The sequence below is a fragment of the Alphaproteobacteria bacterium genome, from assembly GCA_005883305.1.
In the GTDB taxonomy this organism is placed as follows: domain Bacteria; phylum Pseudomonadota; class Alphaproteobacteria; order Sphingomonadales; family Sphingomonadaceae; genus Allosphingosinicella.
Genome location: VBAC01000001.1, coordinates 495,077 through 516,096 on the forward strand (window position 1 = coordinate 495,077; position 21,020 = coordinate 516,096).

The 21,020-nt window shown below is 67.7% G+C and carries 22 protein-coding genes; 8 read left to right on the forward strand and 14 right to left on the reverse strand.

The features are described from left to right. Position 1 precedes the first annotated feature (1 nt). A complete protein-coding gene (locus E6G92_02365) occupies positions 2-526 on the forward strand; it encodes a superoxide dismutase family protein (GenBank protein TMJ18707.1) in 525 nt (174 codons plus the stop codon). A 167-nt stretch (positions 527-693) separates the two neighbouring features. Here E6G92_02365 and E6G92_02370 read toward each other — a convergent pair whose 3' ends face one another. Further along, positions 694-2,295, reverse strand: coding sequence for an MFS transporter (locus tag E6G92_02370; GenBank protein ID TMJ18708.1), 1,602 nt, complete (start codon positions 2,293-2,295; stop codon positions 694-696). A gap of 79 nt (positions 2,296-2,374) precedes the next feature. Here E6G92_02370 and E6G92_02375 point away from each other — a divergent pair, with 79 nt between their 5' ends. From E6G92_02375 to E6G92_02385, 3 genes are read left to right on the forward strand one after another with little or no spacing between them, the layout of a single operon-like run. After that, positions 2,375-2,848, forward strand: a complete 474-nt coding sequence (locus E6G92_02375; GenBank protein ID TMJ20661.1) for a low molecular weight phosphotyrosine protein phosphatase — start codon at positions 2,375-2,377, stop codon at positions 2,846-2,848. Beyond that, the gene (locus E6G92_02380) at positions 2,845-3,498 is read left to right on the forward strand and encodes a glutathione S-transferase family protein (GenBank protein TMJ18709.1); all 654 of its coding nucleotides are present in this window, start codon (positions 2,845-2,847) and stop codon (positions 3,496-3,498) included. The genes E6G92_02375 and E6G92_02380 overlap by 4 nt, the downstream gene beginning before the upstream one ends. Continuing rightward, the gene (locus tag E6G92_02385; GenBank protein ID TMJ18710.1) at positions 3,495-4,301 is read left to right on the forward strand and encodes a fructosamine kinase family protein; all 807 of its coding nucleotides are present in this window, start codon (positions 3,495-3,497) and stop codon (positions 4,299-4,301) included. Before E6G92_02380 ends, E6G92_02385 begins: the two co-directional genes overlap by 4 nt. On the opposite strand, the gene thpR is transcribed toward E6G92_02385, so the two are convergent. Then, positions 4,298-4,831 (reverse strand): RNA 2',3'-cyclic phosphodiesterase, encoded by a 534-nt coding sequence (thpR, locus tag E6G92_02390; GenBank protein TMJ18711.1) that lies wholly within the window; start codon positions 4,829-4,831, stop codon positions 4,298-4,300. The two genes, E6G92_02385 and thpR, sit on opposite strands and share 4 nt — an antisense overlap. 189 nt (positions 4,832-5,020) lie before the next feature. Here thpR and E6G92_02395 point away from each other — a divergent pair, with 189 nt between their 5' ends. After that, the gene (locus E6G92_02395) at positions 5,021-5,770 is read left to right on the forward strand and encodes a Bax inhibitor-1/YccA family protein (protein TMJ18712.1); all 750 of its coding nucleotides are present in this window, start codon (positions 5,021-5,023) and stop codon (positions 5,768-5,770) included. Between the two features lie 55 nt (positions 5,771-5,825). On the opposite strand, the gene E6G92_02400 is transcribed toward E6G92_02395, so the two are convergent. Beyond that, positions 5,826-6,707 (reverse strand): dienelactone hydrolase family protein, encoded by an 882-nt coding sequence (locus tag E6G92_02400; protein ID TMJ18713.1) that lies wholly within the window; start codon positions 6,705-6,707, stop codon positions 5,826-5,828. After that, a complete protein-coding gene (locus E6G92_02405) occupies positions 6,704-7,348 on the reverse strand; it encodes a glutathione S-transferase family protein (protein TMJ18714.1) in 645 nt (214 codons plus the stop codon). The genes E6G92_02400 and E6G92_02405 overlap by 4 nt, the downstream gene beginning before the upstream one ends. Positions 7,349-7,571: 223 nt before the next feature. Between E6G92_02405 and E6G92_02410 the strand changes: the two genes are divergently transcribed. Further along, on the forward strand, positions 7,572-8,366 hold the full coding sequence (locus E6G92_02410; protein TMJ18715.1) for a class I SAM-dependent methyltransferase: 795 nt from the start codon (positions 7,572-7,574) through the stop codon (positions 8,364-8,366). Positions 8,367-8,464: 98 nt separating this feature from the next. Here the strand turns inward: E6G92_02410 and clpA are convergent, their stop codons facing one another. Both clpA and E6G92_02420 read right to left on the reverse strand, forming a co-directional pair. Beyond that, complete coding sequence (gene clpA / locus E6G92_02415; GenBank protein TMJ18716.1) at positions 8,465-10,801, reverse strand: ATP-dependent Clp protease ATP-binding subunit ClpA; 2,337 nt, start codon at positions 10,799-10,801, stop codon at positions 8,465-8,467. A 109-nt stretch (positions 10,802-10,910) separates the two neighbouring features. Beyond that, complete coding sequence (locus E6G92_02420) at positions 10,911-11,108, reverse strand: DUF1192 domain-containing protein (protein TMJ18717.1); 198 nt, start codon at positions 11,106-11,108, stop codon at positions 10,911-10,913. Between the two features lie 84 nt (positions 11,109-11,192). Here E6G92_02420 and E6G92_02425 point away from each other — a divergent pair, with 84 nt between their 5' ends. Both E6G92_02425 and E6G92_02430 read left to right on the forward strand, forming a co-directional pair. Continuing rightward, entirely contained in the window at positions 11,193-12,173 is a 981-nt protein-coding gene (locus E6G92_02425) for an NAD(P)H-quinone oxidoreductase (protein TMJ18718.1), read from the forward strand. After that, a complete protein-coding gene (locus tag E6G92_02430; GenBank protein TMJ18719.1) occupies positions 12,170-12,805 on the forward strand; it encodes a glutathione S-transferase family protein in 636 nt (211 codons plus the stop codon). Before E6G92_02425 ends, E6G92_02430 begins: the two co-directional genes overlap by 4 nt. Here the strand turns inward: E6G92_02430 and E6G92_02435 are convergent. The 8 genes from E6G92_02435 to E6G92_02470 are packed head-to-tail and all read right to left on the reverse strand — an operon-like array spanning position 12,786 to position 20,803. Next, positions 12,786-13,247, reverse strand: a complete 462-nt coding sequence (locus E6G92_02435) for a hypothetical protein (protein TMJ18720.1) — start codon at positions 13,245-13,247, stop codon at positions 12,786-12,788. The genes E6G92_02430 and E6G92_02435 overlap by 20 nt on opposite strands. Before the next feature lie 60 nt (positions 13,248-13,307). Continuing rightward, complete coding sequence (locus E6G92_02440; protein TMJ18721.1) at positions 13,308-14,864, reverse strand: 2-aminobenzoate-CoA ligase; 1,557 nt, start codon at positions 14,862-14,864, stop codon at positions 13,308-13,310. Continuing rightward, a complete protein-coding gene (locus tag E6G92_02445; GenBank protein ID TMJ18722.1) occupies positions 14,861-15,253 on the reverse strand; it encodes a RidA family protein in 393 nt (130 codons plus the stop codon). The genes E6G92_02440 and E6G92_02445 overlap by 4 nt, the downstream gene beginning before the upstream one ends. Continuing rightward, entirely contained in the window at positions 15,250-16,416 is a 1,167-nt protein-coding gene (locus tag E6G92_02450; protein TMJ18723.1) for an acyl-CoA dehydrogenase, read from the reverse strand. Before E6G92_02450 ends, E6G92_02445 begins: the two co-directional genes overlap by 4 nt. Continuing rightward, positions 16,416-17,297, reverse strand: a complete 882-nt coding sequence (locus tag E6G92_02455; protein TMJ18724.1) for an enoyl-CoA hydratase family protein — start codon at positions 17,295-17,297, stop codon at positions 16,416-16,418. Before E6G92_02455 ends, E6G92_02450 begins: the two co-directional genes overlap by 1 nt. After that, positions 17,215-17,688, reverse strand: coding sequence for a MarR family transcriptional regulator (locus E6G92_02460; GenBank protein TMJ20662.1), 474 nt, complete (start codon positions 17,686-17,688; stop codon positions 17,215-17,217). Before E6G92_02460 ends, E6G92_02455 begins: the two co-directional genes overlap by 83 nt. Positions 17,689-17,702: 14 nt before the next feature. Beyond that, complete coding sequence (locus E6G92_02465) at positions 17,703-18,515, reverse strand: SDR family NAD(P)-dependent oxidoreductase (protein TMJ18725.1); 813 nt, start codon at positions 18,513-18,515, stop codon at positions 17,703-17,705. After that, complete coding sequence (locus E6G92_02470; protein ID TMJ18726.1) at positions 18,512-20,803, reverse strand: bifunctional salicylyl-CoA 5-hydroxylase/oxidoreductase; 2,292 nt, start codon at positions 20,801-20,803, stop codon at positions 18,512-18,514. The genes E6G92_02465 and E6G92_02470 overlap by 4 nt, the downstream gene beginning before the upstream one ends. Between the last annotated feature and the right edge of the window lie 217 nt (positions 20,804-21,020).

The window sequence follows — 21,020 nt, forward strand, 5'->3', positions numbered from 1 at the left end:
GATGATTCTTGCTGCGCTGGCCCTGCTTCAAGCGGCCGAGCCGGCCCAGGCGGCCCTTGCTCCGTCGCCGCCGCCGGAAGTGCTGATCACGGACGTTCGGCGGGCGGACGGGAGCCTGGCGGCGCGGGCGATGGTCTGGCAGGGGCGGACGGGGCTCGAAGTGCGCGTCCAGGCGCAGGGGCTCGCCGCCGGCCATTACGGAGTCCATTTTCATGCCGCGGGGCGTTGCGAAGGACCCGGCTTCGAGAGCGCCGGGCCGCACTGGAACCCGACCGGACGGCAGCACGGCTCGCTCAATCCGCAAGGCCATCATCTCGGCGATCTCGACAATCTCGACGTCGACGAGAGCGGCGGCGGGCGGCTCGAATTCACGATCCCCGGCGGCTCGGCCACCGGCGCCGCCGGCCTGCTCGACGCCGACGGAGCGGCGGTGGTGATCCATGCCGCGGCGGACGATTACCGCACCGATCCCAGCGGCAATAGCGGCGCCCGGATCGCCTGCGGGGTGCTTGCGGCGCGGCCCTAGAGTCGCTCTAGGCTGTGTCGACATTCAGTCTTCTAATCCCTCCCCCTGAGGGGGAGGGTAGGGTGGGGGTTTACGGCGTTTGCGGTTTTCCGCCGACACCGGAACCCCTCACCCCAACTCTCTCCCCATGGGAGAGGGAGCAGTAGCTCAGCGACTGTCTATACGACCTAGCCCCGCTCCCCCGCCTCTCTCGCCCGTTCGAAGCGGCTCGCCTCGAGCGCGCCGACATGGCCGGCGCCGATCCACAGGGCGGCGAGGGTGAAGGGCGGAACGACGTAGAGCCAGAAGATGCCGGCGCTGAGGCTTCCGGTCACGTCGGCCATCTTGCCGGCGAAATAGGGGCCGAGGGCCAGGCCGACCATGGTGGTGCCGAGGACATAGGTGGCGCCGGCGGTCGCGCGCATTCGCGGGAGGACCAGATCCTGAAGCGTGGCGACCGCGGCGCCGACCCACATCGAGCCGAAGAACTGGGCGATCGGGCTGCCGATGTAGAAGGCGGCGAGGTTCTGGGTGGTGAACATGACGTAGACCGCCGGGACCGGCAGGACGACGGCGGCCATGTTGACGAAGATCCGGCCGCGCGGATCGAAGCGGCGCCAGTAATCGGCGACGATCCCGCCCAGGATCACCCCGCTCGCGGCCGCGACCGCAGCGCTCCAGCCGAGGATCGCGGCGACCTCGTCCCTGGCGCTAAGGCCCGCGATGATCCGCGCCGGAGCCTCCGGGGAATCGTAGAAGGTCCGGATCGCGTAAGGCGGCGCCCAGAAGCTGATCGCGTAGGTCATGAACGAGATGCTGCCGAAGGCGATCGCGAGCATGATCACCACGCGCGTGCCCCAGATCAGGCGATAGGCGGCCGGATCGCGCGAGCGCAGCGACTGGACCCAGGAAAAGATCGCATAGACTCCGATCCCGTAGGCGATCCATTGCGGCCAGCTGCCGGTCAGCCAGATCAGTGCCGAAGCGCCGGCGATCGTCGCGGCGAGGGCGACCAGATTGGTGCCGAGCGCGCCGGGAGTCCTGGCGGCGGTGACGAGGGTCAGCGGCGGCAGGATGGCGGCGAGCTCGCGGCCGAACTCGCGCCAGGCGCTGGGGCGGACGACCGGTTCGGCGAGGCCCTCCGACGCGCCGCGCAATGGCTCGCGCAAGGTCAACACCCAGAGCGCGAGCAGGAGGCCGGGAAGGCCGACGGCGAGGAAGGCGGCCTGCCAGCCGACCAGGCCGAACGGGGCGTCGGCAGCGCTCGGCCAGGCGGCGTTCCAGCGGCTGCTGACGGCGCCGCCGATCGGCAGGCTGATCGCGCCGCCGAGATAGAGGCCGCTCGAATAGATGGAGAGGGCGGTGGCGCGCTTCTCCTTCGGAAAGCGATCCGAGATCATCGAGTAGGCGGCGGGCGAAGCGCTCGCCTCGCCGATGCCGACCCCGATGCGCGCCGCCGCGAGCATCGCGAAGCTGGTGGCGAAGCCGGACAATATGGTCATCGACGACCACAGGCCGAGGCCGATGGCGATCAGCCGGCCGCGATACCAGCTGTCGGCGAGCCGCCCGAGGGGGATTCCGAACAGGGCGTAGAAGACGGCGAAGGCGGTGCCGTAGAGGAAGCCGATCTGGGCGTCCTCGAGGTGGAGGTCGCGCTTGATGTCCTGGGCGAGGATCGAGATGATCTGCCGGTCGATGAAGTTGATGACGTAGACCAGCACCAGCACGAGCAAGGCGTACCAGGCGTAGGCGCCGATCCGCGGCTTCGCCGACCCTCGCTCGCTCGCCATGCGGCCTCCCCCGTCGATTGTGCTTCTTATGCCAACTGGCTAGCAGAGCAGGGCGCTTTGGCAACACGGCATGGATGCGATGACGACCCGGATATTGTTCGTCTGCCTCGGCAACATCTGCCGTTCCCCGCTCGCAGAGGCTGCGTTTCGCGCGGAGGCGCAGCGGCGCGAGCTCGATGTCGAGGCCGATTCCGCGGGCACCGGCGGCTGGCATGAAGGCGAGCCGCCGGACAGGCGGGCGATCGCGGCGGCGCGCAGGAACGGCGTCGACATCGCCGGCCTTCGGGCGCGCAAGGTGAAGCGCGAGGATTTCGACCGGTTCGATCATATCTTCGCGCTCGACGACGAGAATCTGGCCGACCTCGAGGCGATACGCCCGGCCGCGAGCCGGGCGCGGCTTGCCCTGCTGCTCGACCATGTTCCCGGGCGCGAGGGGGAGGCGGTGGCCGATCCCTATTATGGCGGGGACAGCCATTTCGATACGACCTGGAGCGACGTCAGCGAGGCGGCGCGCTGCCTGGCGCAGGCGCTGGCCGAGGAGAAAGCGGTATGAGCCTGAGGCTGCACTACCATCCGCTTTCGTCCTTCTGCTGGAAGGTTCTGATCGCGCTCTACGAGAACGACACGCCGTTCGAGCCCGTCCTGCTCGAAAATCTCGGCGATCCGGAGACGCGCGCCGCCCTGACTGCCTTGTGGCCGCTGGCGAAGATCCCGCTGCTCGAGGACGAGGCGCGCGGCGAGATCGTGCCCGAGACGACGATCATGATCGACTATCTCGACCGCCATTATCCGGGGCCGGTCCGGTTCGTTCCGGCCGACGCCGATGCCGCGCGCGAGACGAGGCTGTGGGATCGGGTGTTCGACCTGCACGTGCAAGCGCCGATGCAGAAGATCGTCGGCGACAGGCTGCGGCCCGAGGATCAGCGCGACCCGTTCGGCGTGGCCGAGGCGCGCCGGTCGCTGGCGATCGCGCTCGATATCGTCGAGAATGTCGCGGGGCGGCGGCAATGGGCGGCCGGCGACGAATTCGGCCTGGCGGACTGCGCGGCGCTGCCGGCGCTGTTCTACGCCGACAAGGTCACGCCGTTCGGAAAAGATCGTCCGAACGCGACGGCGCTGCTCGACCGGCTGAAGGCACGGCCGAGCGTGGCGCGGGTGCTCGCCGAGGCCGAGCCCTATTTCCAATATTTCCCGGAAGGATGAGCGCCTTTTCGGAGCGCGTCGCCGAACTGACCGGCGCCGGCGAAGAGGCGATGGAGCGGCTGGCCGGGGGCGACGTCAGCGGCACGCTGCGAGTCACCCGGCCGGAGGGCGGGACGGTGGTGGCGAAAGGCGGAATGACCGCGGTCGAGGCGATGATGCTGCGAAGGCTCGCGGAGGCGGGCGTGCCGGTGCCGCCGATCGAGGGGGAATATGACGGCGTGCTGCTGCTCGGCTTTGTCGAGAATGACGAATTGTTCAGCCCGCGGGCCTGGGCCGATTTGGGCGCGGTGCTGCGCCGGCTGCACGGCCATTCCGGCGAGGATTATGGCTGGCCCGTGGATTTCGCGGCGGGCTCGGTCCTCATCTCCAACCGTCCCTCGAGCGACTGGGGCCAGTTCTGGGCCGACGAGCGCCTGCTCGCGCCCGCCGCGCTCCTCGACCGGCCGTGGCGCGAGCGGGTCGCCGCTGCGGCGGAGATCGCCCGGGCGACGCTTCCGGCCTTGCCCGAGCCGATCCTGCTTCACGGCGACATGTGGCGCGGGAACGTGCTCGTCGCTGACGGGGAGGTGAGGGCGCTGATCGATCCGATCTGCTATTTCGGCCATGCCGAAGCGGACCTGGCGATGCTGTCGCTGTTCGATGCGCCGCCGGAGGAATTTTGGGACGCTTACGGGCCGCTGGAGACGGGGGCCGACATTCGGCGACCGATCTACGAGCTGTTCCACGCGATCGTCCACATGCGGCTCTACGGACCGCGCTACGGGCCGCTGCTCGACCGGCTGCTGACGCAGATCGGGGCCTAGCCGAGCGGGTAGCGCTCGACGATCGAATAGACCGCGCCTTCGGGCGTCAGCGTGCTTTCGAACAGGGCGAAGTCGGCGACCTCGAAGGGCGGGCTGGCAAGGCCTCCCGATCGTTCGAGCAAATTGCCGACATGGCCCGAACCGCGCTTGAGGCGAGCGAGCGTGATGTGGGGAAGATAGGCGCGCTCATCGGGCGGGACGCCGACCCGGGCGAGCGCGGCATCGACCTTCTTGTGCAGGGTTTTGAGCGGCTCGTGCGGCGCGACGCCGGCCCAGACCGTCTCTGCCTGGCCGCGCCGCTCGAACGCGCCGATGCCCGCGAGCGCGATCGGGAAGGGCGCGTGGTGGATCGTGCCGAGCGCGGCGTGAACGTCGTCCGCGCGGTGCCGGTCAACCTCGCCGATGAAGCGCAAGGTGAGATGGAGCTGGTCCTCGCTCTGCCAGCGAGCGCCACTGATGCCGCCCATCGCGGCGAGGAGCAGCGCGCGGATCGCCGCGGGCGGGCGGATGGCGACGAAGAGGCGGTGCATGGGATCCCCATATCGTCATTCCCGCGGAAGCGGGAATCCAGCCCGCTTGCCCTTCGGACGGGAAGGAAGCCGGACCCCCGCCTTCGCGGGGGCGGCGCGCCCGCGCTCGCCGGTTTTCCTTGAATTGGGGCCCAATTCCCACGATATTCACGAGGCACGGCATTTCGCCGTCGATGGAGGAAGTTTCACATGGCAAATTGGTCTGATCCGCGGATCGGGGCGAGCCAACCGGGGACGACGACGACCGTCGGCCAAGACGTCGCGTTCGACGCCGGCCTTCGCTCGCACATGCTGTCGGTCTACAATTACATGACCTCGGGCGTGCTTCTGACAGGCATCGTCGCATTGCTGTTCGCGCAGGGCGGCGAGAATTCGCTGGCCTTCCGCCTGTTCGTGGGCGGCGGGCCGCTGGTCGTCTGGGCCGCGATCCTGGCGCCGCTGGGCGTCGTTATGTGGCTGAACTTCGGCATCAACCGGATTTCGACCGGCACGGCTCGGATCCTGTTCTGGGTCTATGCGGGCCTGCTCGGAGTCTCGCTCTCGACGATCTTCTTCGTCTACACGGCGGGATCGATCGCCACCGCCTTTTTCGCCACGGCGGCGGGCTTCGCCAGCCTCAGCCTGTGGGGCTACACGACGAAGCGCGACCTTTCCGGCATGGGCACGTTCCTGATCATGGGACTGTTCGGCCTGATCGTGGCGATGCTGATCAACGTCTTCATGCAGAGCCCGGCGATGGACCTGGCGATCAGCGCCATCGGCGTGCTGATCTTCGCCGGCCTCACCGCCTACGACACGCAGAAGATCAAGAGCCTCTACTTCGCCGTCGCCGGGACGGATTTCCACGGCAAGGCGGTGGTGATGGGCGCGCTGACGCTCTATCTCGACTTCATCAACCTGTTCCTGTTCCTGCTGCGCTTCATGGGCAACCGGAACTAGGCTTCGAACAGGTTTCGAGTGGATCGGGGCCCGGCGGCGACGCCGAGCCCTTTTCCTATCCGCGCAGGTGGCGGCGGAAGAAGGCGAGGGTCTCGGCCCAGGCGACCTCGGCCGCCTCGCGGTTGTAGCGCGCCGCCGAGGTATCGTTGTGGAAGGCGTGATCGACGCCGGGGAATTCATGGACGGTGACGTCCTTGCCAGCCGCCCGCAGCGCCTCGGCCCAGGGATGGGCGGTTCCGTTCACGCGGGCGTCGAGGCCGGCGAGGACGATCAGCATCGCCGCCTGGACCCGCGCCGCCTCCGCCGGGTCGGGCGCGGGGCCGTAGAAGGGGACCGCCGCTTTCAGCGCCGCGCCGGCGCCGACCGCGAGCCGGTCGACCATCCCGCCGCCCCAGCAGAAGCCGACCGCGCCGATCCGGCGCGACCCTCCCGCCGGCGAGGCGAGCCGCTGGATCGTCGCGACCCCGTCGGCGACCGTCTCGGCCATGTCGAGCTGCCCGATCATCGTTCGGGCCTGGTCCTGGTCGGCCGGCGTGCCGCCCGGAACGCTGAGGAAATCGGGCGCGAGCGCGGAGAAGCCGGCCACCGCGAGCCGGCGGGCGACGTCGCGAATATGATCGTTGAGGCCGCGATTTTCGTGGACGACGACGATCAGGGGAAGGTTGTCCGCGGCGCCCGCGGGCGCTGCGTTGTACCCGCGATAGCGGCGGCCCGGCCGCGGCTCCCATTCGATCGTACCGGTGCGGATTCGCCGATCGTCGGGCGCGATTTGCGGCGCCGCGGCGGCCTGGCAGGCGATGCTTCCGAGCAAGGCGCCCGCGGCCGCCGCGCCGCCGGCGATTCGGGTCAGCTCGGCCATGAAGGCGCGTCGGTCCATGCCTTCGTGGGTGAAGCGATCGTAAAGCGCGATCGCCGCGCGCCGGATCGGGTCGCTCATGCCGGCTGCGCTTCCTGCGCCTTCAGCTCGGCCATGAGGCCATCGTCGATCTCGTTCGCGCGGATCGCGGCCGGACGCGCGGCGAGGCGGGCGAAATACTCCTCGAAGGCGGGGCGCTTCGGCACGGTGCCGAACTGCAGGCCCCAGCCGATCGACGAGCCGACATAGACGTCGGCGGCGGTGAATGTGTCGCCGCAGAGATAAAGCGAGCCGGACACCGCCCGTTCGAGCGCGTCGATCGTCGCTTCGTAGGTTCCGTAGCCGACCATGCGACTCTGCTCCTCGGTGGCGAGAAGGCCGAGCGCCTTGCCGGTCACCGCCTGCTCGAACGGTCCGGCGGCGAAGAACAGCCAGCGGAAATAGGGCGCGCGGCGCGCGTCGCCGACAGGCGGCGCCAGGCTCCTGGCCGGAAAGGCATCGGCGAGATAGGCGCAGATCGCGCCGCATTCGGTGACCACCGAATCGCCGTGGCGAATCGCCGGAACCTTTCCCATCGGGTTGACCGCGAGATATTCGGGCGCCTTCATCGACGCCCCATAGCCGAGCACGACCGTCTCATAGGGCTCGCCGAGCTCTTCGAGCATCCAGCGCGCGATCCGGCCGCGCGACATCGGGTTGGTGTAGAAGGTGAGATCGGTCATCGAGCGGCCTCCCGTGTGAGCGACCGGGGGCTTATACCGCCGCCCACGGCAAAGCGGGAGTCCGCCGGCGCGGCGCAGTTTCGGACCCGTGGCGGCTCGCTTGCGCCGAATGGACCGCGCGCCGCGACAAACGCCCCAAATTTCCTTTGCAAGTATAGGATTGCGGGGCCTCCAGGCCCACGCCCGGCTTTCCAAGTGAAGAAGTCTTTGCTAGTATGAGAGGATGGGTATTTACGAGCGGGCGCTCGCCTCCCTTCAGGACCATGGACTGATTGGAGCCGAGGACGGCATTCTGGTTTCTTGCGGTGGCGATACGGATGCGCGCGCGCTTCAGCATGGCGGTTTTCGAGACGTTCTCATCACCAATCTCGACGTCCGCAAGTCTGCGGGAATCGGCCCCTATTCTTGGCAGCGCTGCGATGCCGAGGATCTGCCCTTCGCCGACGACAGCTTCGACTGGGGAATCGTCAATGCAGGCCTCCATCATTGCCGGTCGCCGCACCGCGGCCTGCTGGAACTGATGCGCGTGTCGCGGCGCGGCGTCCTCGCCCTCGAGGCCCGGGACAATCTGCTCATCCGCCTTGCCGTGCGGATGGGGCTGACGCCGGCGTACGAACTCGAATGCGTCGCGATGGGGGTAGGCGGACTGCGTAACGGCCCGCTGCCCAATTTCGTCTATCGCTGGACCGAACGGGAGGTGAAAAAGACGATCGAGAGCGCCGAGCCGGGAGTCGCCCACGATTTGCGCTTCTATTACGGCCTCGTGCTTCCGACCGAGCGGATGACGATGAGCAGCCCGGTCAAGCGACTGGCGTTGCGCGTCGGGGGAGTGTTCGCCCGAGCGCTCTTTCGTCTGCTGCCCCGACAGGGCAACCAGTTCGCCTTCGCCATTATCAAGACCGGCCGGACGAAGCCCTGGATCAAGGCGGGCGAGCTCAACCCCGATTACCGGCTGGGCTTCGATCCGGCCCGCTACGTCCCGGAGCGGCCCGACCAAGGCCTCGCGGACAGGGCGTAGAATCTGCTCGATCGAGATTGGGTCCGTCCCAAGCCAGGCGGGAACGGATCCCGGGCAGCTCGAAATCCCAGTCCGCGCCGTAGGTCAGGCGAACGCCTCTAGGCCTGCTCTTCCGGCTGGTCGGCTCCGGTGGTCTTTCCGGCCGGCTTCTTCTTCCGCTTCTTCGAGGGTTTGGGCGGCGCGGGGATGATCTCGAAGGTCGGCGCATTGTCCTTGATTCGGACCTTGACCTCGCCGCCGTGGACGAGCTTGCCGAACAGCAGCTCCTCTGCCAGCGGCTGCTTGATCTTGTCCTGAACCAGGCGGCCCATCGGCCGGGCACCGTAGAGCCGGTCGTAGCCGCGCGCGGTGAGCCAGGCCCGCGCCTCGTCGTCGAGCTCGATGTGGACGTTGCGGTCCGCGAGTTGGAGCTCGAGCTGGAGGATGAACTTGTCGACGACGCGGGCGACGACCTCGGTGGGGAGGTAGGCGAAGGGCACGATCGCATCGAGCCGGTTGCGGAACTCGGGCGTGAACATCCGCTTGACCGCCTCGTCCTGCGCGTCCTCCCTGCTGACGTTGCCGAAGCCGATCCCCTCGCTCGCCATGTCTGCGGCGCCGGCATTGGTGGTCATGATCAGGATCACATTGCGGAAATCGACCGTCTTGCCGTGATGGTCGGTGAGCCGGCCGTTGTCCATGATCTGAAGGAGGATGTTGAACAGATCCGGATGCGCCTTCTCGATCTCGTCGAGCAGGAGCACGCTGTGCGGATGCTGGTCGACGGCGTCGGTCAAGAGGCCGCCCTGATCGTAGCCGACATAGCCCGGAGGCGCGCCGATCAGGCGGGAGACCGAGTGACGCTCCATATATTCGCTCATGTCGAAGCGCTGCAGCGGGATGCCCATGATCGAGGCGAGCTGGCGCGCGACCTCGGTCTTGCCGACGCCGGTGGGGCCGGAGAAGAGGTAGGAGCCGATCGGCTTTTCGGGATCGCGAAGGCCGGCGCGGGCCAGCTTGATCGCCGAGGAGAGCCGGTCGATCGCCTCGTCCTGGCCGAAGACGACGCGCTTCAAATCCTTCTCGAGATGCTCGAGCGCCTTCTTGTCGTCGGAGGAGACGCTCTTGGCCGGGATCCGGGCGATGGTCGAGATGACCGCCTCGATCTCCTTGACGGTGATCGTCTTCTTGCGCTTCGAGGGCACGACCAGCATCTGCATCGCGCCGACCTCGTCGATCACGTCGATCGCCTTGTCGGGCAGCTTGCGGTCAGAGATATAGCGCGCGGAGAGCTCGACCGCGGCCTTGATCGCGTCGGGCGTGTATTTGACCGCGTGATGCTCCTCGAACGCGCTTCGCAGGCCGGCGAGGATCTTGATCGTGTCCTCGACCGTCGGCTCGTTGACGTCGATCTTCTGGAACCGACGGAGCAGCGCCCGGTCCTTCTCGAAATGGTTGCGGAACTCCTTGTAGGTCGTCGAGCCGATGCAGCGGATCGCGCCGTTGGAGAGCGCCGGCTTGAGCAGGTTCGAAGCGTCCATGGCGCCGCCCGAAGTCGCGCCGGCACCGATCACCGTGTGGATCTCGTCGATGAAAAGGATCGCGTCGGGGAGCTTCTCGAGCTCCGAGACGACGGCCTTCAACCGCTCCTCGAAATCGCCGCGATAGCGCGTGCCCGCGAGGAGCGAGCCCATGTCGAGCGAATAGATCACGGCCGGCCGAAGCACGTCGGGAACGTCGCCCTCGACGATCTTGCGCGCCAGGCCCTCGGCGATGGCCGTCTTCCCGACGCCCGGATCGCCGACGTAGAGCGGGTTGTTCTTGGAGCGGCGGCAGAGGATCTGGATCGTTCGGTCGACCTCGGGACCGCGGCCGATCAGGGGATCGACGCGGCCTTCGGCGGCCTTCTCGTTGAGGTTCACGGTGAACTGCTTGAGCGCGGATTCGGGCTTCTTCTTGCCGTCGTCCTGCTTGATCTCCTCGGTCTGCTTGCTCTCGGCGGGGGCCGCGACCGCGTCGCCCTTACCGACGCCGTGGCTGATATAGGTGACGGCATCGAGCCGGCTCATGTCCTGCTGCTGCAGGAAATAGACCGCGTAGCTCTCGCGCTCGGAGAAGAGGGCGACGAGCACGTTGGCGCCGGTGACCTCGTCGCGCCCGGAGGACTGGACGTGCAGGATGGCGCGCTGCACCACGCGCTGGAAACCGCTCGTCGGCGACGGCTCGGTCTCCGCGGAGACCTTGAGCGAATCAAGCTCGGTGTCGAGATAGTGCCGCACCGCGTCGCGAAGCTCGCCGGTATTGACGCCGCAGGCCTCCATCACGCGGCCGGCGTGGACGTCCTCGATCAAAGCGAGAAGAAGATGCTCGAGCGTCGCATATTCGTGGCGGCGCCCACCCGCCTCGGCCAAGGCGTTGTGGAGGGTCTGTTCGAGCTCACGGGCGAAAGAAGGCATGCGTTACTCCTTCGGGCCCGACGAGCGATTCACCGGCGCCCTAGACCCCCAATGTCGGCTCTCCGCGCCTCCACATCAAGCGGCACGGCGAAATCGCTTGGGGAAAACCTCATTTCCTGAATAGATCGTCGGCGCTTGCGCGGAAGTTAACCGAGGCATGAAGCTTGGCCTTCACCCGCTCGATCTCCGCCTCCAGCACCTTTATCCGCGCGTCGAGCTCCTCGACCGACAGCGGATCGAGATCCTGCTTCGTCAGGAGCTTCAGCGGATCGTCCGGCTTGTCCGGAAAGAGCTCGTCGAGATCCATTGGCAGAGCGTTGACCGAAGCGGCGGCCAAGTCAATAAACGCGCATCTCGGAGCGGGGGAATCGTGGCTGAACTTCCCAGGGAAATGAAGGCGATCGATCCGGCAGGGGCGGGCGGCCCGGAGGTGCTCGAAATCGTCGCTCGGCCGGTGCCGCGCCCCGCAACGGGCGAGGTGCTCATCAAAGTCGCCGCCGCCGGAGTCAATCGCCCGGACGTGCTCCAGCGGCGCGGCCTCTATCCGCCGCCCCCGGGAGCGCCCTCGATTCCGGGCCTGGAGGTGGCGGGGGAGATCGTGGAGGCCGGCGACGGCGTCGGCGCCGAACTGGTCGGCCAGCAGGTCTGCGCGCTCGTTTCCGGCGGCGGCTATGCCGAATATGCGGTGGCGCCCGCCGGCCAGTGCCTGCCGGTTCCGCCGTCGCTGAGGATGATCGAAGCCGCGGCCATGCCCGAGACGCTGTTCACCGTGTGGACCAATTTGTTCGAGCGGGCTTATGCAGCCGAGGGCGAGACCGCGCTGGTCCACGGGGGAACGAGCGGGATCGGGACCATGGCGATCGGCCTTGCCGATCTGTTCGGCCTGAGGATCATCGTCACCTGCGGAAGCGACGAAAAGTGCCGCCGGGCCGAGGCGCTCGGCGCGGCCCACGCCATCAATTACCGGACCCAGGATTTCGTAGCCGAGGTGGCGCGGCTCACCGGGGGCGCGGGCGTCCATATCGTGCTGGACATGGTCGGCGGCGATTATCTGGGGCGCAACCTCGATTGCCTGGCGGAGGAGGGGCGCCACGTCTCGATCGCGGTGCAGGGCGGCGCGACCGGCGAGGTCAACATCGCGAAGGTGATGCAGCGGCGGCTAACTCTGACCGGCTCGACGCTGAGGCCGCGCTCGGCCCAGTTCAAATGCCTCGTCGCGGACGAGCTTTCGCGCGCCGTCTGGCCGCATGTCGAGGCAGGCAAATTGAAGCCGGTCGTCGATGCCACCTTCCCGCTGGCGGACGCCGCGAAGGCGCACATGCTGATGGAATCGGGCGAGCATGTCGGCAAGATCGTGCTGGAGATCGGGTGAGCGAGCCGCTGATCCTCCATGAATATCCGCCGTCCGGAAATTGCTACAAGATCCGGCTGACGGCGGCCCTGCTCGGGCTTCCGATCGAGCGGCGCTTCTACGACATCATGAAGGGCGAGACGCGCACGCCGCAATTCCTCACCGAGGTGAATCCCAACGGGCGGATTCCGGTGCTTCAGATCGGGAAGCGCTTCCTGCCGGAAAGCAATGCCGCCTGTTTCTACCTGGCCGAGGGTTCCGCCCTGGTCCCGGCCGATCCATTCGACCGCGCGGACATGCTGCGCTGGATGTTCTGGGAGCAGTATAATCACGAGCCCAACGTCGCGACTTTGCGCTTCTGGCACGGCTGGGTGGGCGAGGAGAATTGGAGCGATTTGCAGCGCGCCCAGGAGCCGGCCAAGCGCGCGGCGGGCGAGGCGGCGCTGGCGCTGATGGACGCGCATCTCGCCGGCCGCCCCTGGTTCGTCGGCGACTCGGTCACGCTCGCCGACGTCGCGCTCTACGCCTACACGCACGTCGCCGAGGGAGGCGGCTACCGCCTTGCCGACTATCCGAACGTCTGCGCGTGGATCGAGCACGTGGCGGCGCTACCCGGCTACGCGCCGATGGACTTTACTCGTCATTCTCGCTGATTTCGTGGGCGAGGATGGCGGTGCCTATGGCGACCGCGACGACGATCGTGCCGACTCCGATCCCGATCCAGCCCAGGGTGGAGACGCCGGCGCGGCGGCCGCCCGGGGCCTGGCTCGCCGGCGCGACGCCAAGCCGATCGATGCGGGTTCCGGCGAGACGAAGCGCCACCGGCTCGCGATCGCGCAGGCCCAGCTCGATTCCCTCCGCGATGCCGCGGCGCGATCGTCCGTCCATGGTCGTGCTGAGCACGGCCGGAGCGACCGCCAAGCCGGCCTGCACGCCCCTTCGTCCGCGATCCCCGCCCAATGGAAGGCGAAGCCGGACGCCGGCGAAGGCGCCGGCCTGCACGTCGCGCGCCTCGGCGAAATCGGCGGCGACGGCCGGCTGCGCGGCGGACAGGAGCAGGGCAGGCACAAGGCCGGCGGCAATCGATCTTTTCATGAAATTGTTCCCCCTTTTCAAAGGGGAACGTGAAATGGAATTGTGGCGCTTTGCGGGCAATCAGCCGCCGCGAAGCGCAAATCTCTGCAATTTTCCGGTCGCCGTCTTCGGCAGCGCGTCGACGAATTCCAGCTCGCGAGGATATTTGTAGGGGGCGATGGACGCCTTCACATGATCCTGGAGGATTGTGGCGGTCCGCGCGTCCGGCGCGTAGCCGGGGGCGAGGACGACGAAGGCCTTCACCTTCTGCCCGCGCTCGGGGCAGGGCGTGCCGATCACCGCGCATTCCTGAACCGCGGCATGGGCGTAGAGCGCGTTTTCAACCTCGGGCGCGGCGATGTTGTAGCCCGAGGAGACGATCATGTCGTCGGATCGGGCGACGTACCAGAAATAGCCGTCCTCATCCTTGCGGTAGGTGTCGCCGGTGACGTTCCAGCCGCCCTGGACGTAGGCGGACTGGCGCGGGTCGTCGAGATAGCGGCAGCCGGTCGGCCCCTTGACGGCGAGACGGCCGGTGCCGGTCTCCATGGGGGCGCCGGCCTCGTCGAGGACGGCGGCGACATAGCCGGGCACCGCCTTGCCGGTCGAGCCGGGGCGGATGTCCTGCCCCGAGGCCGAGATGAAGATGTGCATCATCTCGGTCGCGCCGATCCCGTCGACGATGCCGATTCCGGTCGCCTCCTTCCAGGCCTGCCAGGTCGAGGCCGGCAGGTGCTCGCCGGCGGAAACGCAGGTGCGAAGCGAGGCGATGTCGTGGACCGCGAGCATGGGCAGCATTGCCTTGTAGGCGGTGGGCGCGGTGGCCAGCGTGGTCACCTTGTGCCGCGCGACCGCTTCGAGCAGCGCCTTGGGGCCGGGCGTCTCGATCGTCACCGCGGTGCCGCCGAAGCGCCAGGGGAAAATCAGAAGCACGCCGAGGCCGAAGGTGAAGGCGACCGGCGCCGAGCAGGCCCAGCGATCGCCGGGCTTCGGCTTCAGGACGTGGCGGGCGAAGCTGTCGGCCGGGGCGAGGATGTCGCGGTGGTAGTGGACGCAGCCCTTGGGGCTTCCGGTGGTGCCGGAGGTGAAGGCGATCAGCGCCACGTCGTCGCGGCCGGTCTCGACCGGGATGAAGTCGGGCGCCGCTTCGAGCGCCTCGAAGCCATTGTCGCCATCGTAGGCGATCACCGATCCGACTCCGCCGGCCGCATCGAAATCGTCGCGGAAGCGGGCGTCGACGATGGCGTGGGTGACCCGAGCCCGCTCGAGTATGGTGGCGATCTCGCCTGGGCGAAGCATCGGCATGGTGGCGACGACGATTCCGCCGGCCTTGAGAACGCCGAGCCAGGAGGCGAACAGCATCGCGTTGTTCGGCCCGCGCAGGAAAACGCGGTTGCCGGGGACGAGGCCTTCCTTCTCCACGAGACGGCGCGCGATCCGATTCGAGAGGTCGCGCATCTCGCCGTAGGTCCAGCTGCCGGCATCATTGAGAATCGCGAGCGCATCCGGATCCTGGTGGTCGATCAGCTCGACGGCGGCGTTCAGCCGCTCGGGATATTGGAGCTCGGGCAGGGTGAAGAGAAATTCGGGCTGCGCCTCGGGCGGGGGGAGGCGGTCCTTGACGAAGGTATCGGTCATTCCGGGACGACCGCGAGGGTCTCGATCTCGATCTTCGCCTTCGGCTCGACGAGCGCGGTGACTCCGACGACGGCCATGGCGGGGAAATGTTTGCCGATGATTTCGCGCCACGCTGCGCCGATCTCCGCGAGGCTGTTCCGGTAGGCAGCGATGTCGGTGACGTACCAGGTCATCCGCACGATATGCTCCGGGCCGGCATGGTCCTCGGCGAGGATGGCGAGCGTGTTGAGCAAGATCTGGCGGAACTGGCCCGCGATATCCGCGGTCTCGAAACCCTCCTCTGCGTTCCAGCCGACGACTCCGGCGGTGACGATCATGCGTCCGCTGGCGCTGATGCCGTTCGCATAGCCTTTGGGACGCGGCCAGCCGGGTGGGAGCAGCGCTTTCACCTGGCGAACTCCGCGAGATGAGCGCGGGCGATGACCACCTTCTGCACCTCCGATGCCCCCTCGTAAATCCTGAGCGCCCGGATCTCGCGGTAGAGGCTTTCGACGGGAACGCCCACGGTCACGCCGAGGCCGCCGAAAATCTGCACCGCCTTGTCGATCACCGCCTGGGCGCGGTCGGTGGCGTGGAGCTTGGCAAGCGCCGCCTCGTGGCTGTTGCGCCGGCCTTGAACGTCGCGGACCCAGGCGGCGCGGTAGACGAGCAGGGCCGAGGCATCGATGTCGAGCACCATCTCCGCGAGCATCGACTGGACGATCGCGTTGTCGGCAAGCGTGGCGCCGCCGGACTTGCGGGTGAGGGCGCGCGCCGTGGCCTCGTCGAGCGCGCGGCGGGCGAAGCCCAAGGCGGCGGCGCCTACGGTGGTGCGAAAGACGTCGAGCGTGGCCATCGCCTGCATGAAGCCGCGGCCGCGCTCGCCGAGCAAGGCTTCGGCGGGAAGCGCAATCCGGTCGAACTTGAGCGTGGCGAGCGGGTGGGGCGCGATCACCTGGATGCGCTCGCTCGCGTCGAGGCCGGTCGTCCCTGAGTCGAGGATGAAGGCCGAGACGCCTTTGGCGCCGGGGGCTTCGCCGGTGCGGGCGAAGACGACGTAGAAATCGGCGACGCCGCCGTTCGAGATGTAGGTCTTGGCGCCGCCCAGAATATAGCCTCCGCCGTCCTCGCGCGCCTCGGTTTCGAGATTGGCGACGTCCGAGCCGGATGAGGGCTCGCTCAGCGCGAAGGCGGCGATCTTGTCGCCCGAAGCGACGGCGGGAAGATAAGATCGTTTCTGAGCTTCGGAGCCGAACAAGCTGATCGCGCCCGATCCGAGCCCCTGCATCGCGAAGGCGAAATCGGCGAGGCCATCGTGCCGGGCGAGCGTCTCGCGGATCAAGGCGAACGAGCGGACGTCGAGCGTTTCGTGAACGCCGCCATAGGCCGCGGGCACGCAGTAGCGGAGCCAGCCGCCGTCGCCCAGCTTGCGGACCAAAGCACGGCATTCGGCATCGACGTCCGTGCCGTGCGGCTCTCTAAGAGCCTTTTCGCACCAGTTCTCGAGCTTCGCCGCCAACTCTCTGTGAGAATTGTCGAAGAATGGCCAATCGAGGAAGCTGCGGTCAGTCATCAGTCGCCCTCGAACACCGGCGTCCGCTTGGCGGCGAAGGCTTCGAAGGCGCGGCGGAAATCGTTGGTGCCCATACAGATCGCCTGGGCCTGCGCCTCCATCTCGATCGCCGTGTCGAGGCTGACCGCCCATTCGGTGTTGAGCTGGTTCTTGGTCATGCCGTGGGCGAATGTGGGGCCGCTCGCGAGGCTGCGGGCCAGCGCCTGCGCCTCATCGAGCAAGCTTTCGGCCGGGACCAGGCGATTGTGGAAGCCCCAGCGTTCGCCTTCCTCGGCGCTCATCATTCGGCCGGTGAAGAGCAGTTCCGAGGCGCGGCCCTGGCCGATGATCCGCGGCAATATGGCGCAGGCGCCCATGTCGCAGCCGGCGAGGCCGACGCGGGTGAAGAGGAAGCCCGTCTTCGCCTCCGGAGTCGCGATTCGCATGTCGGACGCCATTGCGACGATCGCGCCGGCGCCGGCGCAGACGCCGTCGATCGCCGCGACGATCGGTTGCGGGCAGCCGCGCATCGCCCTGACCAAGTCGCCGGTCATCCGCGTGAAATCGAGCAAGGCGGGCATCGCCATCCCCGTCAGCGGGCCGATGATCTCGTGAACGTCGCCGCCCGAGCTGAAATTGCCGCCGGCGCCGGCGACGACGACCGCTTTCACGTCCCTGGCGTAGACCAGATCGCGGAAGAGGTCGCGAAGCTCGGCGTAGGACTCGAACGTCAGCGGATTCTTCCGCTCGGGCCGGTTCAGCGTCACGGTGGCGACGCCGCCCTGGTAGGACCAGGCGAAATGGGCCGGCCGGTAGGTCTCAGGGTTCAAGCTGCTGTCCTTTCGCGATCGACTGCTTGAGCTCGCCCAGCGCGTGATAAAGCTTTTCCCGCGCCTCGCCATCCATGCCCCCGACCAGCCGCTCGATCCAGTCGTGATGCGCAGCGGCGAGGCCGGCGAACTCGGCCCGGCCCCTGGCGGTCAGGCGCACAATCGACGCGCGCTTGTCGGCGGGCGAGGGGGCGATGCGCACCAGGCAGTCGCGGGCGAGCTTCTGGACGAGCTGGGTGACATTGCCGTTGGAGACGAGCAGCGCGCGCGAGAGGGCGCCCATGGTCATCCCCGCTCGTTCGCGATCGAGCGCGGCGAGGACGTCGAATCGGGCGAGAGTGGCGCCGCGCCCGGCGAAGCGGCGCTGGACGTCCTTCTCGATCGCCATCGTGCAGGAGAGCAGTCTGAGCCAGACCCGGACGCTCGACCGGTCGGCGAGCGCGCCGTCATGCTTCTCGCGAATGGCGAGGGCGCCGGTCATGCGATCTCGACCGCCTCGCCGTTGCGGTCGGAGAGGATCAGAGCGAGGGTGAGCGAAGCGATCTCCGCCGGCGCGATCAGGCGGCCCGAGCGGTTGAGTCCGGCGAGCTCGGCGCGCGCCTCGCCCTCGCTGCGGCCGGTCTTTGCCGTGATGTTGGCGACGGAGCGGACGGTCATTTCGGTATCGACGAAGCCGGGACAGACCGCGTTCACGCGAAGGTTCGTCCTCGCATATTCGGCGGCGAGCGCGCGGGTCAGGCCTACGGCGCCGTGCTTGGCGGCGATATAGGGCGAGGCATAGGCGAAGCCCTGGAGCCCGGCCATCGAGGCGATGGTGACGATCCGTCCGGCCTCCGCTTCGAGGAGATCGGCGAGCGCCGCCTGGCAGCAGCGGAACATGCCGTCCAGATTGACAGCCAGCATGTCCCGCCAGAGCCGCTCGGTGACCTTGGCGAAGGGCACGCCCTCAGAGATGCCGGCATTGTTGACGAGGATCGAGATCGGGCCGTGGCGTTTGCGGGCGGCGGCGAAGGCGGAGTCGATCTGGGCGCGGTCGGTCACATCGGCCGGTGCCACGAAGATGCTCCCCGGCGCAGGCCGGGGTCCAGGCGCCGTTGAAGACGGCGGCGCTGCCGCCGCCTGGGCCCCGGCCTGCGCCGGGAAACAGCGACGCGCCGCCTCATCCAGTTTCTCGCGTCGCCGACCGACCAGAGTGAGGCTCGCTCCTTCCGCCGCCAGCGCCTCGGCGATAGCCGCGCCGATGCCGGTGCCGCCGCCGGTGACGATCGCGTGGCGACCCTGGAGCCTCATGCCTTGAGCTCCGCTTCGCGCTGCAGATTGCGGGCGAGCTGGGCCATTCCGCCGAGATAGGGCGGGGGCACGGCGACGCGGCGGTAATCCTGCTGCGCGGCGGCGCGCAGAGTCCAGCTCGGGTCGATCAGGTGGGGACGGGCGAGCGCGACGAGATCGGCGCGGCCGGCGGCAAGGATCGAGTTGACGTGATCGGGCTCGTAGATGTTGCCGACCGCCATGGTCGTGACCCGGCCCTCGTTGCGGACCTGGTCGGCGAAGGGAGTCTGGAACATTCGGCCGTAGACCGGCTGGCAATCGGCCCAGGTCTGGCCGGCCGACACGTCGATCAAATCGGCGCCCGCCGCCCAGAAGGCGCGGCCGATCTCCACCGCGTCGTCCGGTGTCACCCCAAGATCGCCCATCCAGTCGGTGGCCGAGATGCGGACCGACATCGGGCGCTCGGCGGGCCACGCGGCGCGCATGGCGCGGAAGACTTCGAGGGGAAAGCGCAGCCGGTTTTCGAGGCTTCCGCCATAGTCGTCGGTCCGCTTGTTGGTCAGCGGAGTGATGAAGCTGGAGAGCAGATAGCCGTGCGCGGCGTGGAGCTCGATCATGTCGAAGCCCGCCTCGATGCCCATCCGCACCGAGGCGACGAACCGGGCGACGACTTCGTCCATGTCGGCGCGGGTCATCGGGCGGGGGACCTGGTTGTCGGCGCTCCAGGGCACGTCCGAGGCGGCCATAACCGGCCAGTTGTCGGCGTCGAGCGGAACGTCATAGCCCTCCCAGCCGACCTTGGTGCTTCCCTTCGGCCCCGAATGGCCGAGCTGGAGGCAGAATTTGGCGCTGCTGTTGGCGTGGACGAAATCGACGATCCGCCGCCAGGCTTCGATATGCTCCGGCGCGTAGAGGCCCGTGCAACCCGGCGTGATTCGGCCCTCCGGCGAGACGCAAGTCATCTCGGTGTAGATCAAGCCTGCGCCGCCCTGGGCGCGGGCGCCGTAATGGACGAGGTGGAAATCATTCGGGCAACCGTCCTCGGCCGAATACATCGCCATCGGCGAGACGACGACTCGGTTGGCGACTTCCATTTCGCGCAGCTTGAACGGAGCGAACATCGGCGGGGCCGGCTCGTTGACGGCGCGGCCGCGCGCCTGCGACTGGAACCAGCATTCGACGCCTTCGAGCCAAGCCCTGTCCCGCAGGCGGAGATTTTCGTGGCTGACGCGCTGCGAGCGGGTGAGCAGCGAGTAGGCGAACTGGATCGGCTCGAAATCCAGATAGCGGTGGAGCGTCTCGAACCATTCGGTGGAGTTGCGCGCCGAATTCTGGAGCTTCAGCACTTCGAGGTTCCGCTCGGCCTGGTATTCGGCGAGCGCCGCCCGGCGCGTCAGGCCCGGACGGTTCAGCACCTCGGCCAGCTTGATCGCGTCCTCGAGCGCGAGCTTGGTTCCCGAGCCGATCGAGAAATGGGCGGTATGGGCGGCATCGCCGAGGAGGATCAGGTTTTCGTAGGCCCAGGTGTCGCACTTGATTCGGCGAAAGTTGAGCCATGCCTGGGGGCCGGGGAGGTGGCTCGCGTTGGACATCAGCTCGTGGCCGCCGAGATATTTGGCGAAAATCCGCTGGCACAAAGCGATCGCTTCCGGCTGCTCCATCCGGTCGAGGCCGAGGCCGGCCCAGGTCTTTGGGTCCATCTCGACGATGAAGGTCGAAAGATCGTCGTCGAAGCGGTAGGCATGGGCCCAGACCCAGCCCGCTTCGGTCTTTTCGAAGGCGAAGGTGAAAGCCTCGAAGACCTTGCGGGTGCCGAACCAGAAGAACTTGTTTCGGCGGACCTCGATGTCGACCCCGAAATGGGGCTCGTAGCGGTCGCGGATCCGGCTGTTGGCGCCGTCGGCGGCGATGACCAGGTCGTAGCCCGCCCAATCCGCAAGGTCGGGGCTCGCTTCGTGCTCGTAGTGGAGGTTCACGCCGAGATCGCGGGCGCGATCCTGGAGGATGCTCAGCAGCCGTTTGCGGCCGATGCCGATGAAGCCGTGGCCGGAGGAGCGGATCGACGACCCATGAATGTGAACCTCGATATCGTCCGAATGGGCGAATTCGCTCTGGATGACGGCGCCGGAGACCGGATCGTTGGCGAGCAGATTCTCGACCGTCTGGTCGGAGAAAACGACGCCCCAGCCGAACGTGTCGTCGCTTCGGTTGCGCTCGAACAGATCAATCCGGTGCCCCGGATCGCGAAGCTTCATCGAGATCGCGAGATAGAGCCCGGCCGGGCCTCCGCCGAGGCAAGCTATGCGCATCGAGACGTCCCAATTGCTTTAGCCCTAAAGTAAATTCGCCGGGGCCGTAACGTCAAGCGGAAATCCGCCATATTCCGCGACGTATTTGCCTCCTGGAATTGCTCTTCCGCGGGCTATGCAAGCGGATGACAATCCGATAGGCCGTCGAGATTGCGCCAGAGCGGTAGATTCTGGAGATCATCCGGTGGAGGGCAGAATGAGTCGACGGGCGTTTCCA

Bases quoted from the DNA above. Each gene is read 5' to 3' on its own strand.
- E6G92_02365 (TMJ18707.1), top strand. From the start codon at position 2: ATGATTCTTGCTGCGCTGGCCCTGCTTCAAGCGGCCGAGCCGGCCCAG.
- E6G92_02370 (TMJ18708.1), bottom strand. From the start codon at position 2,295: ATGGCGAGCGAGCGAGGGTCGGCGAAGCCGCGGATCGGCGCCTACGCC.
- E6G92_02375 (TMJ20661.1), top strand. From the start codon at position 2,375: ATGACGACCCGGATATTGTTCGTCTGCCTCGGCAACATCTGCCGTTCC.
- E6G92_02380 (TMJ18709.1), top strand. From the start codon at position 2,845: ATGAGCCTGAGGCTGCACTACCATCCGCTTTCGTCCTTCTGCTGGAAG.
- E6G92_02385 (TMJ18710.1), top strand. From the start codon at position 3,495: ATGAGCGCCTTTTCGGAGCGCGTCGCCGAACTGACCGGCGCCGGCGAA.
- thpR (TMJ18711.1), bottom strand. From the start codon at position 4,831: ATGCACCGCCTCTTCGTCGCCATCCGCCCGCCCGCGGCGATCCGCGCG.
- E6G92_02395 (TMJ18712.1), top strand. From the start codon at position 5,021: ATGGCAAATTGGTCTGATCCGCGGATCGGGGCGAGCCAACCGGGGACG.
- E6G92_02400 (TMJ18713.1), bottom strand. From the start codon at position 6,707: ATGAGCGACCCGATCCGGCGCGCGGCGATCGCGCTTTACGATCGCTTC.
- E6G92_02405 (TMJ18714.1), bottom strand. From the start codon at position 7,348: ATGACCGATCTCACCTTCTACACCAACCCGATGTCGCGCGGCCGGATC.
- E6G92_02410 (TMJ18715.1), top strand. From the start codon at position 7,572: ATGGGTATTTACGAGCGGGCGCTCGCCTCCCTTCAGGACCATGGACTG.
- clpA (TMJ18716.1), bottom strand. From the start codon at position 10,801: ATGCCTTCTTTCGCCCGTGAGCTCGAACAGACCCTCCACAACGCCTTG.
- E6G92_02420 (TMJ18717.1), bottom strand. From the start codon at position 11,108: ATGGATCTCGACGAGCTCTTTCCGGACAAGCCGGACGATCCGCTGAAG.
- E6G92_02425 (TMJ18718.1), top strand. From the start codon at position 11,193: ATGAAGGCGATCGATCCGGCAGGGGCGGGCGGCCCGGAGGTGCTCGAA.
- E6G92_02435 (TMJ18720.1), bottom strand. From the start codon at position 13,247: ATGAAAAGATCGATTGCCGCCGGCCTTGTGCCTGCCCTGCTCCTGTCC.
- E6G92_02440 (TMJ18721.1), bottom strand. From the start codon at position 14,864: ATGACCGATACCTTCGTCAAGGACCGCCTCCCCCCGCCCGAGGCGCAG.
- E6G92_02450 (TMJ18723.1), bottom strand. From the start codon at position 16,416: ATGACTGACCGCAGCTTCCTCGATTGGCCATTCTTCGACAATTCTCAC.
- E6G92_02455 (TMJ18724.1), bottom strand. From the start codon at position 17,297: ATGGCGAGGCGCGGGAAAAGCTTTATCACGCGCTGGGCGAGCTCAAGC.
- E6G92_02465 (TMJ18725.1), bottom strand. From the start codon at position 18,515: ATGAGGCTCCAGGGTCGCCACGCGATCGTCACCGGCGGCGGCACCGGC.
- E6G92_02470 (TMJ18726.1), bottom strand. From the start codon at position 20,803: ATGCGCATAGCTTGCCTCGGCGGAGGCCCGGCCGGGCTCTATCTCGCG.